Genomic DNA, 19,891 nt, shown 5'->3' with positions numbered 1-19,891 from the left:
ACACACCGGATGTCCCGGTGCGTCAGGCGAGTCCCGCCTCCCTCATCTGCCGCAATTCCTTCTTCAGTTCGCCCACTTCGTCGCGCAGCCGCGCGGCGACCTCGAACTGCAACTCGGCGGCTGCGGCCCGCATCCGATCGGTCATCTCCTCGATGATTCCGGCGAGTTCGGCGGCGGGGCGGTCGGTGACCACCGCGCCCCGCGCACCGGCCCTGCCGCCCTTCGCGTTCTTCCCGCCGAGCGAGGGCACCGGGGCCTTGCCGGGCTTGCCGTCCTTCGCCTGCCGGTAGCCGGTGCCGAGCAGGGCCTCGGTGTCGACCTCCTCGCGCGCGATGGTCGCGACGATGTCGTTGATCTTCTTGCGGAGCGGCTGTGGATCGATACCGCGCTCGGTGTTGTACGCGGTCTGCTTCTCCCGGCGGCGGTTCGTCTCGTCGATGGCCTTCTCCATCGCCGGGGTGATCTTGTCCGCGTACATATGGACCTGGCCCGACACGTTTCGCGCGGCACGGCCGATGGTCTGGATCAGTGAGGTGCCCGAGCGCAGGAAGCCCTGCTTGTCGGCGTCGAGGATCGCCACCAGCGAGACTTCCGGCAGGTCGAGGCCCTCACGGAGCAGGTTGATACCGACGAGGACGTCGTACTCCCCGGCGCGCAGCTCGCGCAGCAGCTCGACCCGGCGCAGGGTGTCGACGTCGCTGTGCAGATAGCGGACCTGGATGCCCAGCTCGAGGAAGTAGTCGGTGAGGTCCTCGGCCATCTTCTTGGTGAGGGTGGTCACGAGGACGCGCTCGTCCTTGGCGGTGCGCTCGCGGATCTCGTGCACCAGGTCGTCGATCTGGCCCTCCGTGGGCTTGACGACGACCTGCGGGTCGATGAGCCCGGTGGGCCGGATGATCTGCTCCACGAAGCCGTCGGAGCGGGAGAGCTCATAGGTGCCGGGCGTGGCGGAGAGATAGACCGTCTGACCGACCCGCTTCTGGAACTCTTCCCACTTCAGCGGGCGGTTGTCGAGCGCGGACGGCAGCCGGAAGCCGTGGTCGACGAGGGTCCGCTTCCGGGACGCGTCGCCCTCGTACATCGCGCCGATCTGGGGCACGGTGACATGCGACTCGTCGATGACCAGCAGGAAGTCCTCGGGGAAGTAGTCGATGAGGGTGTTCGGCGCGGTGCCGGGGGAACGGTCGTCGAAGTGCATCGAGTAGTTTTCGATACCGGAGCAGGAGCCGATCTGGCGCATCATCTCGATGTCGTACGTCGTACGCATGCGCAGCCGCTGGGACTCCAGCAGCTTGCCCTGCTTGTCCAGGTCGGCGAGGCGGGTCTCGAGCTCCTGCTCGATGCCGTTGACCGCCTTCTCCATGCGCTCGGGGCCGGCCACGTAGTGGCTCGCCGGGAAGATGTAGAGCTCGTCGTCGTCGCTGATGACCTCGCCGGTGAGCGGGTGCAGCGTGGACAGCGCCTCGATCTCGTCACCGAACATCTCGATGCGGACAGCGAGCTCCTCGTAGACCGGGAAGATCTCGATGGTGTCGCCCCGGACCCGGAAGGTGCCGCGGGCGAACGCCACGTCGTTGCGCGTGTACTGGATGTCGACGAAACGGCGCAGCAGCTCGTCCCGGTCCATCTCCGCGCCGATCTTCAGGGGCACCATCCGGTCCACGTACTCCTGGGGGGTACCCAGGCCGTAGATGCAGGAGACCGAGGCGACCACGATCACATCGCGGCGGGTCAGCAGCGAGTTCGTCGCGGAGTGGCGCAGCCGCTCGACCTCCTCGTTGATCGAGGAGTCCTTCTCGATGTACGTGTCCGACTGGGGGACGTACGCCTCGGGCTGGTAGTAGTCGTAGTACGAGACGAAGTACTCGACGGCGTTGTTGGGCAGCAGCTCGCGGAACTCGTTCGCCAGCTGGGCCGCGAGCGTCTTGTTCGGCGCCATCACCAGGGTGGGGCGCTGGAGCTTCTCGATCATCCAGGCGGTGGTCGCCGACTTTCCCGTGCCGGTCGCGCCGAGCAGGACGACATCCTGCTCACCTGCGCGGATGCGCCGCTCCAGGTCGGCGATGGCCGTCGGCTGGTCGCCGCTGGGCTGGTAGGAACTGACGACCTCGAAAGGCGCCACCGTACGTTCGATGTGGGAAACGGGCCGCATGGATCCACCGTACGACCCCGCACTGACAGTCGGGCGGTCAGCGGCGATGGACGGGGGCCGGGCGGCGGCGGATCACCAGTCGTGAAGGTCCGGGGAGCCCTGGCGGCGGGAGGTGGCGGCCGTCCGCTCGGCCGGCTCGCGGCCGGGCGGCTCGTAGGGGGACGGCTCACGGTAGGGCCGGCGCGGCCTGATCCGCTGCGCGGGCACCCCGGCCCGGCGGCACGGCCCGGTCACGGCCTCCACGGGCCGTTCGCGGTCCGGGTCCCCCGTCACCATCAGCGGGTCGAACAGCACCACCACGCCGGCCAGCAGCAGGAAGACCGCCGGGCCGACCAGCATCGGGACGAGCAGCTCGGTCGCCGGGGCGCCGCCAGGAGCGCCGCCGGGGGCGCCCGCACCGGCGTCCAGATGAATGTGGAGCGCGGCCATCGCGGTGTAGTGCATCCCGGTGGCCGCGACACCCATCACGACGCTGGCGGCCAGGCTCGCCGGAAAGCCGCGGTGCGAGACGATCCCCCAGAGCGCGGCGGTCGCCGCGGCGACGGCGATCAGGACGGAGAGCGCGACCGTCACGGTGTCGTACTCGATACGCCCGTGCAGCCGCATACCGGCCATGCCCAGGTAGTGCATGGTGGCGATGCCGAGGCCCGTGATCGTGCCGCCGGTGACCAGCGCCATCGGGGTCGTACCGCGGTAGCCGACGATGAAGATCCCGATGCCGATCATGACGATCGCCACGGCCAGGCTGGCGAACGTCGTCAGCCTGTCGTAGCCGACCGGTACCTCGGTGACGGAGAACCCGAGCATCCCGATGAAGTGCATCGTCCAGACGCCGGAGCCGATCGAGGCCGCGCCGAGCGCGAGGCCGCCCGGCTTCCACGGGTGCCTGGTGCGCAGGAATCTCGCGGTGCAGCGAAGGCCGAGTGCCCCGCCCAGACAGGCCATGAGAAAAGCCGCCACGGGTGTGACGAGGCCGTAGCTGAATCCGTCGATCGTTCCCTGCATACCGATGTGCCCTTCGCCCCTTGTGCTCCGTGTGCGGAAGCGCTGGTTCGGGCGAGAGTAGGACGACCGGCCCGGTAAACAAACAGGTGGCAGGTGATTTGTCGACACGAAAGGGCCGAAACCCTCGGTCCGGGGGCTTTCCCACGCAATCTCTTCACATGGTGGCCAACTTCGCCGGTCCGTTGTCAGTGGTGGATCGTACGGTGGTCCGCATGAACAACTACGGGCAGTCGCCGCTGGAGTGGGCCGTCGTGAGAAGCGACATCGGGCCGCTGCTGCTGGCCGCGACCGGCCAGGGGCTGGTCAGTGTCGCCTTCCACGCGGACGGGCCGGTGCGGGAGAAGACGCTCGGGCAGCTCAGGGACCGCCTCGGCGCCGAGCAGATCGAGTCCGCGTCGGGCCGGCTGGCCGAGCCGATACGCCAGCTGTCGGCGTACTTCGCGGGCGGGCTGCGGGAGTTCGGGCTGCCGCTGGACTGGTCGCTCTCCTCGGGCTTCAACCGGCAGGTGCTGCGCGAGCTGGCGACGGGTGTCCCGTACGGCACGGTGGTCGGTTACGGCGATCTGGCAGGCCGGGTGGGGCAGCCGCGGGCGGCCCAGGCGGTCGGCATCGCGATGGGCTCGAACCCGCTTCCGGTGGTGGTGCCGTGCCACCGGGTGGTGGAGAGCGACGGCGGGCTCGGCGGATTCGGCGGCGGGCTGGAGACGAAGCGGCAGCTCCTGGCCCTGGAGGGCGTGCTCCCGGAGCCGCTGTTCTGAGCGCTGTCGCGGACCCGCGCTCGCCGACGGTGAGCCAACGGTGTACGCGCGGTAATCGCGGCCAGGGGGCAGGACCACACACACTCCACTCGACAAGTTGCACCTTTTTAACGCCACTTGTCCGCTTTGCGTCGCGGGCTTAGGCTGATCAGTGGAGCACCACCGCGCGTACAGCCCGGCGAAGACAGTGCGTGGGTGCGGGAAGTCCGGCACCCACCGACCGGGCCAGTTCCTGCATTCGAACGCGCTCATGGCCGGACCGCCCGAGCGGTAGCGAACTCCAGCACGCACACAGGCCGAGTCATCAGCTGGATGAGTAGACGCGAAGGGACGGCGAGTCAGCCATGAGTGGAGGAAACAAGGGAGTCGCATACATCAAGCCGGGTGAGGTCGAAGTGAGGACCATCGACTACCCGACGTTGGAACTGAAGGACGGCCCGGGAGTGGCCAAGGAGAACATCGGCCGCGTCTGCCGGCACGGGGTCATCCTCAAGATCCTCGCGACCAATATCTGCGGTAGCGACCAGCACATGGTGCGCGGCCGTACTACCGCACCCGAGGGTCTGATCCTTGGACACGAGATCACCGGCGAGGTCGTCGAGCGCGGCCCCGACGTGGAGTTCATCCAGGTCGGAGACATCGTATCGGTACCGTTCAATATCGCCTGCGGCCGCTGCCGCAACTGCAAGGAACAGAAGACCGGCATCTGTCTGAACGTGAATCCGGCTCGTCCCGGCGCGGCATTCGGCTACGTGGACATGGGCGGCTGGGTGGGCGGCCAGGCGGAGTACGTCATGGCGCCGTACGCGGACTTCAATCTCCTCCGCTTCCCCGACCGGGACGCGGCCCGCGAGAAGCTCCTCGACCTGACGATGCTGTCGGACATCTTCCCGACCGGCTTCCACGGCGCGGTGACCGCGGGCACGCGCGTCGGCTCCACGGTGTACATCGCGGGCGCGGGCCCCGTCGGCCTGGCGGCCGCGGCCTCGGCGCAGCTGCTGGGCGCGGCGGTCGTGATCGTCGGGGACCTCAACGGCGAACGGCTCGCCCAGGCCCGCAGCTTCGGCTGCGAGACGGTTGACCTCACGGAGGGCTCGGTCGAGGACCAGGTCTTCGAGATCCTGGGCGAGCCGGAGGTGGACGCGGCAGTAGACGCGGTCGGCTTCGAAGCGCGCGCCCACGGCCATGACACGGAGGAAGCTCCGGCGACCGTCCTCAACTCGCTCATGAGCACGGTCAAGGCGGGCGGCGCGCTCGGTATCCCTGGCCTGTATGTCACGGACGATCCGGGCGGTATCGACCAGGACGCCAAGACCGGGACGCTGAAGGTACGGCTGGGCCTGGGCTGGGCGAAGAGCCACACGTTCAGCACGGGTCAGTGCCCGGTGATGAAGTACCACCGGGGCCTGGCGAACGCGATCATGAACGACCGGGTCCACATCGCCAAGGCGGTCAACGCCACGGTGATCTCCCTGGACGACGCGCCGCGCGGCTACGCGGAGTTCGACCACGGAGCGAGCCGGAAGTACGTGCTCAACCCGAGTGGCGCGCTGGACGGGCTGAAGGCCGCCTGATCCTGGGGGCCGCCTGACCCGCCTCCTTCCTGGGGGGCCTTTCGAAAGGTCTCCCGGGAACACATCTCAAAAGTTTCGCCGGCCGGCGTCCTCGCTGGTCGGCGATTCCGTCTTTGGTGCGCCCAATGTTGGTCCCCGGCAATACGTTCGAGCCGCTGACAGAGCCTGCGTGGACCGGTCAAACTCACCGCACCGCATCCCACCACGACACCGACGGCACAGCGCTTCACCGAGCTTCCCCCCACCTCGGACAGGAGTGACAAGACAGATGTCAGCAGCGCGCACAGGGCGTTGGCTCGCCCTCACCGCCGTCGGGGCAGTGCTCGTGGCCCTGTCGGCCACGGGCCCCGCGAACGCGAAGGCCGCTCCCCCCACCCCCGGCGCCTCCTACAAGGCGGCCCACGACACCCTCGGCCCGCAGCGGCTCACCCGGGATCAGCGAGAACTCGCCTCCGCCAAGCGGGCCCGCGCGGCGAGATCGTACGAGGACCTCACCACCCGAAGAGCGTCCGTCCCGGGATCGTCCTCCTCCCAGGCCGGTTACGTACTCTCCGGCGGTATCCACCAGTCACAGCAGACCTCCTACTGGTGCGGCCCCGCCGCGTTCGTGATCACCCAGTCCGCCCACGACGAGGTCGGCGGCCGTTCGCAGCAGGAGGCGGCGACGCTGCTCAAGACCGACAGCGGCGGCACGGCCTGGTACGGCATCAATATCAATGTGCCCGATCCGACCGGCTATCCGATGGCGGACGCGCTCAACCAGCGGCTTCCCGGGGCCGGTTACGCGCCCCAGGCACTGCCCTACGAGCCCACCGCGAGCGACAAGACCGCCTTCAAGCAGAGCATCGTTCACAACACGGACAACGACTGGGCCATCGCGGGCAATGCCTGGGAGGTCCCCGGCGGACCACATCTGGCGGGGCATCCGAACATCGAGATCTTCCACTGGGTGTCGATCGACGGCTACAACAGCGACACGGCGGCGGAGCAGGTGAACTATCTCGATCCGGTGGGCGGGGTCAGCACCAGCGTCATCCCCTGGGCGGCGGGGGTGCCCAAATCCGCCCGGATCTCGGCCGACACCCTGACCACGATCATGGGTGGCCGTGGGTACGTCTGGTAGCAGAGGCGTTCGCGTCCTGGGCGTAGCACTGCTGCTGGCGGGCCTCGCGGGATGCTCGTCGGCGGCGTCAGGACCGGCGCACGGACCGGCGCACAGCCAGGCGTCCGGGGCGGCGTCAGGACCGGCGTCCGGGGCGTCGGCCCCGTCCGCCGCGGCCTGCGAGGTCCCCCTTCCGGCGAGCTGGCGCTCCGCCCTGGCCGCGGGCGAGCTGAGCGCACCGGCCGGGCAGCGGGCCGTACTGACGGAGGTGGGGCCCGCGGCCGCCTGGACCGCCGTACAGCTGTCGGACGAACGGCGGCGCAGAGCGGCCCTCGTCCGCGGCGACGACCCGCCCCGCACCCTGCTGACCTTGGCCGACCCCGACGAACACCAGCTGCTGAGCGCCGACTTCGACGGTCGGCGATGGGCGGCGTTCGCGGTGCTCGAAGGCCGTACGCTCGACAGCCCCTGGTCCCTGTACGTGTGGGACGCCGCCACGGGCACCAGCCGGCGGCTGGCCCGGTCCACCCTGCCGGGGCCGCTGCCGCAGCCCGTCGTGCGTGGCGGCTGGGTCTACTGGGCGCAGGGAGCGGGCGGCGGCAGGGCCACGGTCCACGCGATACATGCTGCCGCCGGCGGGACGCCTCTGTCCCTCCACAGCGGAGTCCTCGATACGCCGTTCGCCGCCGGTGATCTACTGGTCTGGCGGGAGGCCGACAGGACCGGGCGGGCCACCCGGCTCGCCGCGGTCTCGCTCGTCACCCGGCGCCCGGCCGAGCTCCCGTCGCAGATCGCGGCGGTGCGCGACATCCGCTCGGTGGTCTCCGACGGCTCGGCATGGGCGTGGATCGCCGGCGAGGAGCGGCAACGGCTGATGGTGTGGCGCACGGGGCAGCCGCGGCCCACGGCGCCGCTGGACGCAGCTCGCTCCGGGCCGGCGTCCGGGACCGCGAGCACGACCGAAACCGAGACCGCGAGCGCGAGCGCGACCGAGGGCATCGACCAGCTGCGGATCAGTGGCGCGCTGATCACCTGGCGTACGCCGGAGGCCGCCTACGCGCTCGACCTCCGGTCGTCCTCGTACACCCGGATCACCCCGCGTTACGGCTATGCGCAGGCGCGGGACGGAGCTCTGGCCGTCGCCTTCAACGAGGGCGACGCGAAGGCGGCCGGCTCGCGCTCCGTGATCCAAGTGGTGCGCACGGACCGGCTGCCCGGGCTGCCGGCCTGCGGCTGACGTTTGCGCGGGCCTCGGATGTGTCATGGATGGGGACATGTCAGACACCACATCGCAGCTGTCCCCGGAGGTACGGGAGGCGCTCGCCGCGCGCCGTCCCGTGGTCGCCCTGGAGTCGACGATCATCGCGCACGGTCTGCCGCGCCCGCGCAATCTGGCGGTCGCGGAGGAGCTGGAGGCGCTTGTCAGGGCCGGCGGGGCCGTCCCCGCCACCGTCGCCGTGCTGGACGGCCGGCCCCACGTGGGCCTGTCCAAGGACCAGTTGGAGCGGGTCGCCGAGGACGACTCCGTACGGAAGCTCGGTCATCGTGATCTGGCGCCCGCGCTCGCGGCCGGGGCGAGCGGGGCGACGACCGTGTCCGCCACGGCGTTCCTGGCGGCGCGGGCAGGCATCCGGGTCTTCGCGACGGGCGGCCTGGGCGGAGTCCATCGCGGCTGGACCGAGACCCAGGACGAGTCGGCCGATCTGCGGCTGCTGGCCAGGACCCGGATCACGGTCGTCTGCGCGGGAGTCAAGTCGATCCTGGACGTTCCGGCGACGCTGCAGCGGCTGGAGACACTGGGCGTCGGCATCCTCGGCTACGGGACGGACCGGTTCCCCGGCTTCTACCTGGCCTCCTCCGGCGAGCCGGTCGACTGGACCGTCCGTACACCCGAGGAGGTGGCGGCGGTAATGGCCGCGCAGGACACGCTCGGCGGCCCGGAGGCGGCGCTCCTCGTCGCCCATCCGGTACCGGAGGCGGAACAGCTGGATCCGGCGCTGCACGACCGGGTGCTCGCGGAGGCGCTCGCCGAATGCCAGGAGCGGGGCATCGTCGGGCAGGCCGTGACTCCGTTCCTCCTGGACCAGCTGATGCGGCGGACGGGGGGCGCCTCGCTGGAGGCCAATCTCGCCGCGGTACGCGGCAATGTGCGGCTCGCCGCGCGGATCGCGGCGGCGCGGATCGCGGCGGCGCGGATCGCGGCAGCGTCGTGAGCGACGGACCGGTGAGCGACGGACCGGTGAGCGACGGGCCGGGCGGAGGCTCCGCGGCCGGCGGCTCCGCGGCCGGCGGCTCCGCGCTCCGTGGCGGCGCGCTGCTGGTGATCGGGGACGTGGTCACCGATGTGGTGGCGCGCTATCGCACCCCCCTCGCGCACGGTACGGACACGGCCGCCGAGATCCGTACGCTGCCGGGCGGCGCCGGGGCCAACGCGGCCTGCTGGGCGGCCCGCACCGGATGCGCGGATGTGCGGCTGCTGGCCCGGGTGGGGACGGATGCCCACGCCTGGCACGAGGAACGGCTGCGACAGGCCGGCGTACGCGCCCATCTCGTCGTCGACGACCGGGCGCCGACCGCCACGGTGATCTGCCTGGTCGACGCGTCCGCCGAGCGCACTCTCCTCACCGACAGCGGCGCGTCCCTGTGCCTGTCACCCGCCGACTGGTCGCCGTCGCTGCTGGACGGCGTCGCCCGGCTGCATCTCTCCGGCTATCTCTTCTTCTCCGACGCGAGCCGGAGGCTCGCCGTCACCGCGCTGCGGTCGGCGCGGGAGCGCGGTGTCCCGGTGAGCGTGGACCCCGCCTCGGCGGGATTCCTCAAGGAACTGGGGACGGACCGTTTCCTCGCGGCGGTCGAGGGGGTGGAAACGCTGCTGCCCAACGCCGACGAAGCCGGGCTCCTGACCGGGCTGACGGACGCGGCGGACGCCGCGGCCGAGCTGAGCCGGCGGGTGCCGGTGGCGGTGGTGACGCTCGGAGCGCGGGGCGCTCTGGTGGCGGAGGCGGGCGCCGTCAGGGCGCGCGTCCCGCCGGTCCCGGCGCGGGCCGTGGACTCGACCGGGGCCGGCGACGCCTTCACCGGCGCGTTCCTCGCGGCCCGGCTCGCCGGGGCGGACGCCGTGGCGGCCGCGGTGGAGGGCTGCCGGGCGGGGGCGCGGGCGGTGACGGTGACCGGCGGCCGCCCGGACGTGACGTAGCGCCTCGGCCAGGACCTTCCCGCCCGGACCGGACCTTCGCGCTCAGCCGCGCCGGGCTCCGAGGCCGCCCCACGCGGGATGGCGCGGATCGTCGGCCCGTACGACCACATCGGCGGCCTCGGCCGGGTCCACCTCTGCCTCGTACCGCTCGAAGGCGGGGAGCGTCCAGCGTTCGTTCTCGTCGGTACGGCGCAGAAGCGCGCCCGGCGACAGCCGCAGATGCACCGTGAGGTCGAACGGGAACCAGTGCCCCAGCAACAGCGGCCCGTGCAGCACCAGCACACCGCCGGGCGGGAGTTCGCTGCGCGGGCTGCGGGTCGCCCGGTCGGTGGCCGGATCCCAGAGGTCGGGCAGGATCCGTCCGGAGCCGCCGGGCTCCAGCGGTCCGAACACCTCCCGCCACAGCGCACCCGTGTCGAACCAGCCGCCGTAGTAGGTCTCGGGGTCCTCGCGCCCGTACTCGTACCGCAGCGAGGCGGGCCGCAGAAAACCGCCGGTCCCGACGACGGCCACCGACCGGCCGCGTACCCGCAACGCCTCGGCGAGCGCGGCGGCTGGCTCCCCCGGCCGGGCGGCCGGCGCGCCGTCGACGGCGACACGCAGCCAGGGGCTCCCGTCCGCCGCCCCTGTCTCCAGAACCCGTTCGGCCAGGGCCTCGGTCAGCCGCTCCCAGGTGATCGCTTCGAGTCGCACCCGTCCATCATCGTCCAGTAGACCGGAGCCCGGGGCGGCGCGGCCACCGGACGCCGTCACTCGCCGCGCAGCACTTTGGCGAGTGTCCCCTCGCCCGACACCTCGATACGTCCGTCCCGCACCGCGTCCCCGACCGTCAGCGCGCCCCCGGTCAGCGCGCGGCAGGTGTCGGCGTCGAGGACGAGGCGGGCGTCGGGGTGGTCGGCCGGCCCGTCGCCGTAGGCGGGCTCGCCGTCACCGAGCCGTATATGGAACGCGCCCTCGTCCAGCCGGACTTCCACCACGCCCACACCCGGTCCGCCCGGAGTGGAGCCACCGCCAGATCCGCCCGAGCCGCCGGAGCCGTTTGGGCCGGACAGCCCCTCCAGCACCGGCAGCAGGGGTACGGCGAACCAGTGCGCCCGTACGGCGTCGGTGGGCCGGCGCTCGTCGAGCGCCGGGGCGCCCCACTCCGCCAGCGCCGTCAGGACCGGCAGCAACCCCCGTCCCCGCTCGGTCAGTTCGTACACATACGCGGCGGCCGGCGGGGGCAGCCTGCGGCGCGTGGCCAGTTCGTCGCGCTCCATGTCCTTGAGCCGGGACGCGAGCACATCCGTGCTGACGCCGGGCAGATCGGCGTGCAGATCGGTGTAGCGGCGCGGACCCGCCAGCAGTTCCCGGACGATCAGCAGGGTCCAGCGGTCGCCCACGGCATCGAGGGCACGGGCGGCGGCGCAGTACTGGTCGTAGCTTCGACGGCGTGGCATGTGACGCATCCTAGACATGTTGTTGGACTTTCCAAGCCCACACTTGGTAAAACCAAGTATCGCAACAAGGTCTGGGAGGCCACCGCATGGAATTCCGGCAGTCGAGCAAGCTCAGCGAGGTCTGCTACGAGATCCGCGGCCCGGTGATCGAGCAGGCCGACGCCCTGGAGGAGGCGGGCCACAGCGTCCTGCGCCTCAACACCGGCAACCCCGCGCTCTTCGGGTTCGAGGCGCCGGAGGAGATCCTCCAGGACATGATCCGGATGCTGCCGCAGGCGCACGGCTACACGGACTCGCGCGGCATCCTGTCCGCACGCCGCGCCGTCGCCCAGCGCTACCAGACCCTGGGTCTGGCCGATGTCACCGTCGATGACGTCTTCCTCGGCAACGGCGTCTCCGAGCTGGTCTCGATGGCCGTACAGGCGCTGTTGGAGAACGGCGACGAAGTGTTGATCCCGGCCCCCGACTTCCCGCTCTGGACCGCCGTCACCACCCTGGCCGGCGGCCGCCCCGTGCACTATCTCTGCGACGAGTCCGCGGACTGGTACCCGGACCTGGACGACATGGCGTCGAAGATCACCGAGCGGACGAAGGCCGTCGTGATCATCAATCCCAACAACCCCACCGGCGCGGTCTATCCACGCGAGATCGTCGAAGGCATCCTCGATCTCGCCCGCCGCCATCAGCTGATGGTGTTCGCCGACGAGATCTACGATCAGATCGTGTATGACGACGCGGTCCACCACACCGCCGCGGCCCTCGCCCCCGACCTGGTCGTCCTGACCTTCAGCGGGCTCTCGAAGACGTACCGCGTCGCCGGTTTCCGCTCCGGCTGGCTCGTCGTCTCCGGTCCCAAGCAGCATGCGCGCAGCTATCTCGAAGGCCTGACGATGCTCGCCTCGATGCGGCTCTGCCCCAACGCGCCCGCGCAGTACGCCATCCAGGCCGCGCTCGGCGGCCGGCAGACCATCCGGGAGCTCACCGCGCCCGGGGGCAGGCTGTACGAGCAGCGCGACCGCGCCTGGGAGAAGCTCAACGAGATCCCGGGGGTGTCGTGCGTGAAGCCGAAGGGCGCGCTGTACGCCTTCCCCCGGCTCGACCCCAAGGTGCACAAGATCCATGACGACGAGCGGTTCGTGCTGGACCTGCTGCTGCGCGAGAAGATCCAGGTCGTCCAGGGGACGGGCTTCAACTGGCCGCGGCCGGACCACTTCCGGATCCTGACCCTCCCGTACGCCGACGATCTCGACGCGGCCATCAGCCGCATCGGCCGCTTCCTGAGCGGCTACCGCCAGTGACACCGGCGGCATCCGTCCCGCCGGCCGCCTCAGCCGGACCAACCACATCAGCCGCCTCGGCCGGATCAGCCACATCAGGGAGTACGGTGACCTGCCCGACCTGCCATGTCCCCGTCCACACCCAGTTCGCCTCCCCCGATCTGATCGAGCAGATCGTGTACGGCGGCCTGGACCCGGCCACCGACCCGGCCTGGGAGACCTCGGGCGCGGCCACCTTGGCGGACTACGGACGCTGGTGCGGCCAGCTGTGCGGTATGACCTGCCTGCGCATGGCCCTGGGCGCCGCCGGTGGCACGGCCACCGGCGAGGCGGTCCCCACCTTGTTCGCGCTGCGGGACGGGGCGCTGAAGTACGGCGCGTACACCGAGGACCCGGAGGACGGCACCATCCGCGGCCTGATCTACGCCCCCTTCGCGGAGTACGTACGCGCGACACACGGCCTGGACGCGACGGTCCACCGGCTGCTGACCCCCGATGAGCTGGTGGACCTCCTCGACGCGGGCCGCTCGGTCATGGCCTCGGTCCACTACGAGATCCGCAACCCGCGGCGTCCGGCCCCGGGCCGGGGCGGCCACTTGGTCCTTGCCACGGGCCGTACGGAGGACCGCGTCCACTTCCACAATCCGTCGGGGACCACGGCGGAGAGCCGCACCGCCGATCTGCCCCTGGACGACTTCACCCGCTTCTTCGCGGGCCGCGGTGTCTCTTTCGCACCACGAACGCGACAGACGCCCTCAGCGCCGTGAGCACTGTGAGCGCCGTGACCGCCGTGACCGCCTCAAAAAGGAGCGGACCCGGGGGCGTAGCCGGCCCCCGGGCCCTGTGATGCCACCCATCTCGCACGCCGGCACACTTGAGGACTCAGGTCAGTGTGAAGTCGCCGCGTCCTGCCTTTGGACCACCGCGCATCGAGCTGCGCAGGCCGGACTTGAACCGGCATTTCGACGTCCGGGGCCTGAGCCCGTTCGATCCGGCGATCGGTGGCGAATGCTGAGTCTGGAGCAATAGTCTGAGATTGATCGCGGTCTGCCTCTGCCCGTTGGGCTACCGCGGCCCGTCCACCCTTCCGGATGTGCCGCGGGGAGGACTCGAACCTCCACTGGAACCGCGCCGTCACGACAAGCTTCAGTTTCAGCTTGCGCTCCTCGCGCACCCCGGCCGACCAACCGGCGGCCGGGGAATCATTGAGGCTACCCGAACAGGTAACCGAACACGGCGTCACCCACCCGCTGGTCGGTGACCTCGGCGCCGTTGGCCTCCTCGCGGGCGAACTTCACGGCCTGCTGAAGCTTCTCGACCCGGTCCAGCAGCTCGTTCACCCGCCGGGCCGGCAGCGCGCCGGAGAACTTCACCGTCGTCCAGTACCCGACGGGTATGTCCTCGTAGTACACCTCGACCTGCGCCGGATGCTTCTCCGTCGCCTCGGCCTTCACATGGTTGCGGGGGACCTTCTTCGTACGGAGTGTCCGTACCGCCTCGGTCTTCCACGCGTCCGTCGACGGGTCCTGGCTCCAGGACTCCGACGCGTCCAGCACCGGCAGTTTGCGCACGAAGGTGTTGATGTCCGTCAGCTGCTTCTCCAGGAAGAGCAGATACGCCACCGGTACGTCGCTCACCAGCACCCGCCCGTCGACCGTGACATCGGCGCGCGCCGCGCAGTTCGCCCAGTCCTTGGTGGCGGTCACATCGAACAGCCTGGTCAGGGTCTTCGCGGTCTCGCGCAGTACGTCCTCGGCCTTGACCTGCACCCGGGTCGACTCGGGCGGCAGCTGCTCGCCCTCCTCGTCCTTCGTCTGGTACGTACGGGAGATACCGGCCAGCAACGCCGGCTTCTGGAGACCGTGATGAGCTGCCGTCAGGTCCTGGTGCGCCTTGGACTTGACGCCCTTCTCGACTGCGATGATCTGATTGAGTTTCGCCACGTCACGGACGTTACCAAGATCGGACACCGGCGATCGAACGATTAACCGATAGCGGCGCGCAGAAGTCGTAATCCGCCTCCGTGAGGGGCAGTTCTCTTCCATGACGGACCGACCACTGCTCCTCCTCGACGTTGACGGCCCCCTCAATCCCTACGGCGCCCGCCTGCACCGCCCGCGCGGCTACACGAGCACCTATCTGCACCCCTCGGTCTGGCTCTCCCGGCAGTCCCCGGGCTCGCGCAGCCACCGGCGCGGTCTGCGCGTCCGGCTCAACCCCGGCCATGGCCCCAGGCTGCTGGCCCTGCCGTTCGAACTCGCCTGGGCCACCACCTGGATGCACGAGGCCAACGCCATGATCGCCCCGGTGGTCGGCCTCCCCACGGACCTCCCGGTGATCGAATGGCCGGAGCTCTTCGCGAAGGACCCCGACGGCCTCTACTGGAAGACCCGCCCCCTGCTGGAGTGGGCGGCGGGCCGCCCCTTCGCCTGGGTCGACGACATGATCACCGACCGGGACACGGCCCATGTGGCGGCGCACCACGACGCTCCGGCGCTGCTGCTGCGGATCCATCCGCGCCGGGGGCTGCGAGAGGCGGACTTCGCGGCGTTGGTGCGCTGGGCGGACGGAATCGGGCCGCGCGCCTCCTGAATCCGGGCACGCGGCACCGGCGTCCACGGCCCGTTCGGTCGTCCCTCTTGATTGGCATGGACCTGCCCTTAATCCTCGGCTACGCTCCGCCCAGGCATCGCCTGAGAGCGCTCTCAGGCGCCTGCTGTTCCATCCCCACGATGCTGGAACAACAGAAGGGCCACTCCCTTGAGACGCACGACAGTGATCCGTACCGGTCTGTCCGCACTCCTCCTCCTCGGAACCTGGGCAACCGCCGGTATGGTCCCGGCGGCCGCGGCTTCCCCCTCCCCCACCCCCGCACCGCAGGCCTCCAGCGGTTTGCTCTCCGCGATGCAGAAGGACCTGGGCCTGACGAAGAGCCAGGCCCAGGCGCGACTGACCGCGGAGAAGACAGCCACGGCTGTCGAAGGAAAGGCACAGCGCGCGGCGGGATCGTCGTACGGCGGCTCCTGGTTCGACGCGGCCAGCGGCAAGCTGACCGTCGCGGTCACCAGCGACCGGAAGGCCGACGCCGTACGGGCGACGGGCGCGACCGTACGGCTCGTGAAGCACAGCGCGCGGCAGCTCGACGCGGCCAAGGCGCAGATCGACGCGCTCTCCGCGCCGGCCGGCGTCAGCAGCTGGCACGTCGACCCCCAGGCCAACCAGGTCGTGGTGAACGTCGTCGCCGCGCAGAAGAACGACAACGATGTCCGCGGCTTCCTCACCCGCGCGCGGCAGGCCGGGCCCGTCACCGTCAAGACGACCGCCGCCGCACCCCAGACCTTCTCCGCCGGCACCGTCGGCGGTGACCCGTACTACACGGGCAACGTCCGCTGTTCCATCGGCTTCTCCGTGTACGGCGGCTTCGTCACGGCCGGCCACTGCGGCCAGGCGGGCGCCTCGGTCAGCGGCTGGGACGGCTCGTACATCGGCAACTTCCAGGGATCGTCCTTCCCGGGTGACGACTACGCGTGGGTGAACGTCGGCAGCGGCTGGTGGACCGTCCCCGTGGTCATCGGCTGGGGCGCCGTCCCCGACCAGCTGGTCCGCGGCTCGGCGGAGGCCCCCATAGGCGCCTCGATCTGCCGCTCCGGCTCCACGTCACACTGGCACTGCGGCAACGTGCTGGCGAAGAACGAGACCGTCAACTACAGCCAGGGCGCCGTCTACCAGATGACGAAGACCAGCGTCTGCGCCGAGCCGGGCGACTCGGGCGGCTCCTTCCTCAGCGGCGACCAGGCCCAGGGCGTCACCTCGGGCGGCTGGGGCAACTGCAGCAGCGGCGGCGAGACCTGGTACCAACCGATCAACGAGATCCTGGGCCGCTACGGCCTGACCCTCCACACCGCCTGACCTCCCACACCGCCTGAACATTCCCACGGCGGGACGGACCGCAGGACCGCGGAGCTGAGGACGGAGCCTGCCGCGCCAGGGCCACGGGGAAATCTCCCCTCCCGGACACGGCAGGCTCCGTCATATCCGGCAGCCGATCACGTTGCTCATCAAGACAGCGGTCACTTACGCTACGGAGCAGTACGAACACCACGCTGCGACCGGGTCCTGCCCGGCGTGGCAAATCCTATGGCCGTCCCCCAGGGATCTGGGGTCGGCCATAGCTGTTTCCGCACCCGGGGGCGCTTCTCTTGTACCTGTGTTACCTCGACGAATCCGGCACCGGCCAACTCCTCAATCCCGCTGTGGCCGACTCGGTTCCTGTCATGGTGATCGGCGGATTTACCGTTCCGGAGAACCAGGTCAAGGCACTCGCGTGGGACTTCATCGCTCTCAAGAAGAAGTTCCGGCCCGAGCTGCGCAAGCTCTCCGTCCTCAGTCAGGTGGTGCACCACGAGATCAAGGGCGAGACGATCCGCAAGTCCTTCCGCCGGACCGGGCGCAATCAGCGGCGAATGGCACACGGCTTCCTCGATCATCTGTTGACCATTCTCGAGCAGCGCGACTGTACGGTCATGGCCCGTATCTGGGTGAAGCAGGACCGTGTGGTCAACGATGACACCGCCATGTACGCGGCCGCGGTCACGTCGCTGTGCGCGAACTTCGAGCACTACCTCGCCGAGCGGTCCGGCAGCGGTATCGCAGTCCTCGACAGCCGCAATCCCTCCGACAACATGGGCAATGTGCACTGTGTGACCACCAAGAAGTTCAGCAAGAGCGGGGACTGCATGCCGCATCTTCCCGAGTCTCCCGTTTTCGGTCACAGCAACACTCACCTCGGTCTGCAGATCGCCGACCTTCTCGTGTCCGCGGTCCTGGCACCCGCCGCGGCAGTGACATACGCGGGCGACTTGGCCGGCAACGTCCACTGCCATCCCGGTTTCCAGGAAGTCCGTTCCCGGCACTGTCCTCGGCTGGGCAAACTCCAGCACCGCTACCAGTCCCCCGAGGGCAAGTGGACCGGCGGGATCGTCGTCTCCGACGGCCGCGGCCAACATTCCGCGGGCAAACTGTTCGCCACGGCTACAGCGCCCGTCAGTGGACCGCCGGCCGTCTTCCCGGAGCAGGCTTCGGTCAGCGCCCTTGCCACAGCCGCTTCTGTCCCGGACTCCTCACCGGTCGGTCCGTAGACGGAAGGCCGTACGTCAGCCCAGCCCGACCGCTCGCGTGGCCACCGCAGAGCGGTCGCGCTAGCCTTCTGTCTTCATCGCGGCCCGACAGGCTTCCCACCGGACATGCCTCCACCCGCACGAGATTTCGCGTGCCGTGGGGGAAGTCCTTGTCGTCGTATCTGCTCCGGGAATCTGTATCCGCGCTGGTCGAAGAGATCAAGCGGCAACCGGGGATGACCCGTCGTCCTCTGACCGAGCGCCTGATCACGGCGTACAAGCACGGTCACCCGCAGAAGAAGGATCCTGCGGGCTCGTGGGTCGAAGCCTGGGAGAACAGCCTTCCCGTCGTGATCAACGCACTCGGGGTCCGGGGGCTTGGCCAGGTTGAGGTACTCATCGAATTCGGCCTTCCGAACACCGACTCCGATGTGGACATCCTGCTGGCCGGGGTACACCCCGGAAGTGGCGACCCCTCCTATGTACTGGTCGAGTTGAAGCAGCAGCGCACTGCCACGGTGCACCCGGAGCGATCAGTGGCTGTCAATCTCGGCTACGACAAGTGGAAACTGCATCCGGTGCGTCAGGTGCAGCAGTACTGCCAGTACTTGATGCAGTACAAGGCGGTACTTCGCGGGAAGCCGGAGCGCGTCGCGGGGGCAGTGCTCATGCACAACGCCCATGACAGCGACGTACAGGAGCTGTTCCGTCTTCCGGCAAGCGATCACGGGCGGCTCTACACGATGGACCGCCTCGAACCCTTCCGGAAGTTGCTCGGAGCGCGTCTGGCCGCGAGGCCGGGCGGTGAAGCGGCTCAAGCACTCATCGACTCCATGGAGTACGCGCCCCCCAAGATCACCGATGTCAATCTCGCCGCCCGTATGGGCAAGCCGGAGCGCTTCCAGCTGCTCAATGATCAAGAGATTGCTCATCAGGAGGTCCACGAGGCGGTGAAGCGGGTCCGGGGCGGTGGCACCAAGGAAGTGATCATCGTTCGCGGCGGGCCGGGCAGCGGCAAAAGCGCCATCGCACTTGAACTGCGCCGCACCCTCGAACTGAACGGCTGGGAAGTCATCCACGCCTCGGGGGCGAAGGCGCTCACACTGACGTTGCGTGACAACTACGCGCGCGACGCGCCGCGCGGTATGAAAGGCAAGCTGAAGAAGGAAGCCACCCAGCGGTTCACGTATTTCAACCAGCTGAAGAAGTTGGCTCCGGACAGCTGTGATGTGGTGATCTGCGACGAGGCGCATCGCATCCGGCGTCACTCCATCGACCGGTACACCTCGCGGGAGGAACGGGAGAATCCACGTCCGCAGGCGGACGAGATCATCTCTGCGGCTCGCGTCCCCGTGTTCCTCCTCGACGACTGGCAGTCGCTGCGGCCCGGGGAAGTAGGCACAGCTGAGTACCTGGTGCAGCGCGCGAAGGAGCTCGGTCTCAAGCACACTCTCATCGACCTGGACGGGATGTTCCGGGCCCAGGGAAGTGCCTATTTCCGTGACTGGGTGCTCAAGCTCCTCAGCGTCGGCACACACACGCCGCAGCCGTGGGTACCCGACGGACGGATGCAAGTGCAGGTCGCCGACACGCCTGAGGAGATGGAGGATTTCCTCGAGGCGCGTCGGCTGGAGGGTGCCAGCACACGCATCGTGGGTGGCTTCTGCTGGCCCTGGAGCGCGCCCGATGATGACGGCAATCTGGTTCCGGACGTCGCCATCGACACCTGGCGTCGCCCGTGGAACGTGAAGGCCGGCTCCGCGGTGGCCGACGCGCCCGATGCCGACTTCTGGGCCACGGACCCCCGGGGGACCGGACAGATCGGCTGTGCGTACACGGCTCAGACCTTCGAATTCGACTGGGTAGGCGTCATTATCGGCCCTGACCTGATCTGGCAGGGAGACCGGTTCGGTGTCGACAGAACGGCCACCTACGACCCGGAACTGCGACAGAAGAGCATTGATGAGACCGACATCGAACGGTGTGTACGCAACGCCTATCACGTGCTGCTCACCCGAGGCATCATGGGCGTGGTGATATACGCGACAGACGCGGACGCGAGGGATGCTCTCCGCGGACATGTGATCAAAGCGGTGTGTCACCCACTGCCCCAGCCCATGCGGAAGATCATCAAACCTTGATGCCGGTTTACCGCCGGCACACCACATCGGCCCTTGGGTAGCATTTGATCAACACACACGCGGCCCGACGGGCTTCCGCTCCAGGACATGCCCCCACCCGCACGAGCTACTTCGTGCTGCCTGGGGGCAT

At 69.5% G+C, this 19,891-nt stretch carries 17 protein-coding genes and 1 pseudogene; 12 read left to right on the top strand and 6 right to left on the bottom strand.

From position 1 onward, the window contains the following. Positions 1-22: 22 nt before the first annotated feature. Entirely contained in the window at positions 23-2,152 is a 2,130-nt protein-coding gene (gene uvrB / locus ACZ6MZ_RS29370; protein ID WP_389788207.1) for an excinuclease ABC subunit UvrB, read from the bottom strand. Between the two features lie 72 nt (positions 2,153-2,224). Beyond that, positions 2,225-3,157, bottom strand: coding sequence for an MHYT domain-containing protein (locus ACZ6MZ_RS29365; RefSeq protein WP_469355363.1), 933 nt, complete (start codon positions 3,155-3,157; stop codon positions 2,225-2,227). 212 nt (positions 3,158-3,369) lie between these two features. On the opposite strand from ACZ6MZ_RS29365, the gene ACZ6MZ_RS29360 reads away from it, so the two are divergent. From ACZ6MZ_RS29360 to ACZ6MZ_RS29335, 6 genes are all read left to right on the top strand, one after another. Continuing rightward, positions 3,370-3,915, top strand: a complete 546-nt coding sequence (locus ACZ6MZ_RS29360; protein ID WP_469355361.1) for a methylated-DNA--[protein]-cysteine S-methyltransferase — start codon at positions 3,370-3,372, stop codon at positions 3,913-3,915. Between the two features lie 344 nt (positions 3,916-4,259). Next, positions 4,260-5,489: a formaldehyde dehydrogenase, glutathione-independent gene (gene fdhA / locus ACZ6MZ_RS29355; RefSeq protein WP_384183578.1), complete on the top strand. Its 1,230-nt coding sequence runs from the start codon at positions 4,260-4,262 to the stop codon at positions 5,487-5,489. 268 nt (positions 5,490-5,757) lie between these two features. Then, positions 5,758-6,612, top strand: coding sequence for a hypothetical protein (locus tag ACZ6MZ_RS29350; protein WP_389788215.1), 855 nt, complete (start codon positions 5,758-5,760; stop codon positions 6,610-6,612). After that, a complete protein-coding gene (locus ACZ6MZ_RS29345) occupies positions 6,596-7,828 on the top strand; it encodes a hypothetical protein (RefSeq protein WP_469355359.1) in 1,233 nt (410 codons plus the stop codon). Before ACZ6MZ_RS29350 ends, ACZ6MZ_RS29345 begins: the two co-directional genes overlap by 17 nt. A gap of 37 nt (positions 7,829-7,865) precedes the next feature. Next, the gene (locus ACZ6MZ_RS29340) at positions 7,866-8,804 is read left to right on the top strand and encodes a pseudouridine-5'-phosphate glycosidase (protein WP_469355357.1); all 939 of its coding nucleotides are present in this window, start codon (positions 7,866-7,868) and stop codon (positions 8,802-8,804) included. Next, positions 8,801-9,787, top strand: coding sequence for a carbohydrate kinase family protein (locus tag ACZ6MZ_RS29335; protein WP_469355355.1), 987 nt, complete (start codon positions 8,801-8,803; stop codon positions 9,785-9,787). The genes ACZ6MZ_RS29340 and ACZ6MZ_RS29335 overlap by 4 nt, the downstream gene beginning before the upstream one ends. A gap of 42 nt (positions 9,788-9,829) precedes the next feature. Here the strand turns inward: ACZ6MZ_RS29335 and ACZ6MZ_RS29330 are convergent, their stop codons facing one another. Together ACZ6MZ_RS29330 and ACZ6MZ_RS29325 are read right to left on the bottom strand one after the other, a co-directional pair. Then, a complete protein-coding gene (locus ACZ6MZ_RS29330) occupies positions 9,830-10,480 on the bottom strand; it encodes a nucleoside/nucleotide kinase family protein (RefSeq protein ID WP_469355353.1) in 651 nt (216 codons plus the stop codon). A 56-nt stretch (positions 10,481-10,536) separates the two neighbouring features. Further along, on the bottom strand, positions 10,537-11,244 hold the full coding sequence (locus ACZ6MZ_RS29325) for a winged helix-turn-helix transcriptional regulator (RefSeq protein ID WP_469355351.1): 708 nt from the start codon (positions 11,242-11,244) through the stop codon (positions 10,537-10,539). A 68-nt stretch (positions 11,245-11,312) separates the two neighbouring features. Here ACZ6MZ_RS29325 and ACZ6MZ_RS29320 point away from each other — a divergent pair, with 68 nt between their 5' ends. Together ACZ6MZ_RS29320 and ACZ6MZ_RS29315 are read left to right on the top strand one after the other, a co-directional pair. Further along, entirely contained in the window at positions 11,313-12,524 is a 1,212-nt protein-coding gene (locus ACZ6MZ_RS29320) for a pyridoxal phosphate-dependent aminotransferase (protein ID WP_469355349.1), read from the top strand. 86 nt (positions 12,525-12,610) lie between these two features. After that, a complete protein-coding gene (locus ACZ6MZ_RS29315; protein ID WP_469355347.1) occupies positions 12,611-13,270 on the top strand; it encodes a C39 family peptidase in 660 nt (219 codons plus the stop codon). A gap of 327 nt (positions 13,271-13,597) precedes the next feature. Here the strand turns inward: ACZ6MZ_RS29315 and ACZ6MZ_RS29310 are convergent. Both ACZ6MZ_RS29310 and ACZ6MZ_RS29305 read right to left on the bottom strand, forming a co-directional pair. Further along, positions 13,598-13,698, bottom strand: a pseudogene (locus ACZ6MZ_RS29310). A 16-nt stretch (positions 13,699-13,714) separates the two neighbouring features. Further along, entirely contained in the window at positions 13,715-14,446 is a 732-nt protein-coding gene (locus ACZ6MZ_RS29305) for a DUF7873 family protein (RefSeq protein ID WP_384331537.1), read from the bottom strand. A gap of 100 nt (positions 14,447-14,546) precedes the next feature. Between ACZ6MZ_RS29305 and ACZ6MZ_RS29300 the strand changes: the two genes are divergently transcribed. The 4 genes from ACZ6MZ_RS29300 (at position 14,547) to ACZ6MZ_RS29285 (ending at position 19,761) form a co-directional block, all read left to right on the top strand. Next, entirely contained in the window at positions 14,547-15,095 is a 549-nt protein-coding gene (locus ACZ6MZ_RS29300; RefSeq protein WP_469355344.1) for an HAD domain-containing protein, read from the top strand. A gap of 240 nt (positions 15,096-15,335) precedes the next feature. Continuing rightward, positions 15,336-16,412: a S1 family peptidase gene (locus ACZ6MZ_RS29295; RefSeq protein ID WP_469355410.1), complete on the top strand. Its 1,077-nt coding sequence runs from the start codon at positions 15,336-15,338 to the stop codon at positions 16,410-16,412. Positions 16,413-16,702: 290 nt separating this feature from the next. Further along, on the top strand, positions 16,703-17,641 hold the full coding sequence (locus ACZ6MZ_RS29290) for a DUF3800 domain-containing protein (protein ID WP_469355342.1): 939 nt from the start codon (positions 16,703-16,705) through the stop codon (positions 17,639-17,641). A 149-nt stretch (positions 17,642-17,790) separates the two neighbouring features. Further along, a complete protein-coding gene (locus ACZ6MZ_RS29285; protein ID WP_469355340.1) occupies positions 17,791-19,761 on the top strand; it encodes a DUF2075 domain-containing protein in 1,971 nt (656 codons plus the stop codon). Positions 19,762-19,891: the final 130 nt, after the last annotated feature.

Source organism: Streptomyces sp. NPDC042201 (assembly GCF_055582185.1).
The sequence above is the reverse complement of the archived record's forward strand: the minus strand, read 5'-3'. Positions and strand labels throughout refer to the sequence as shown.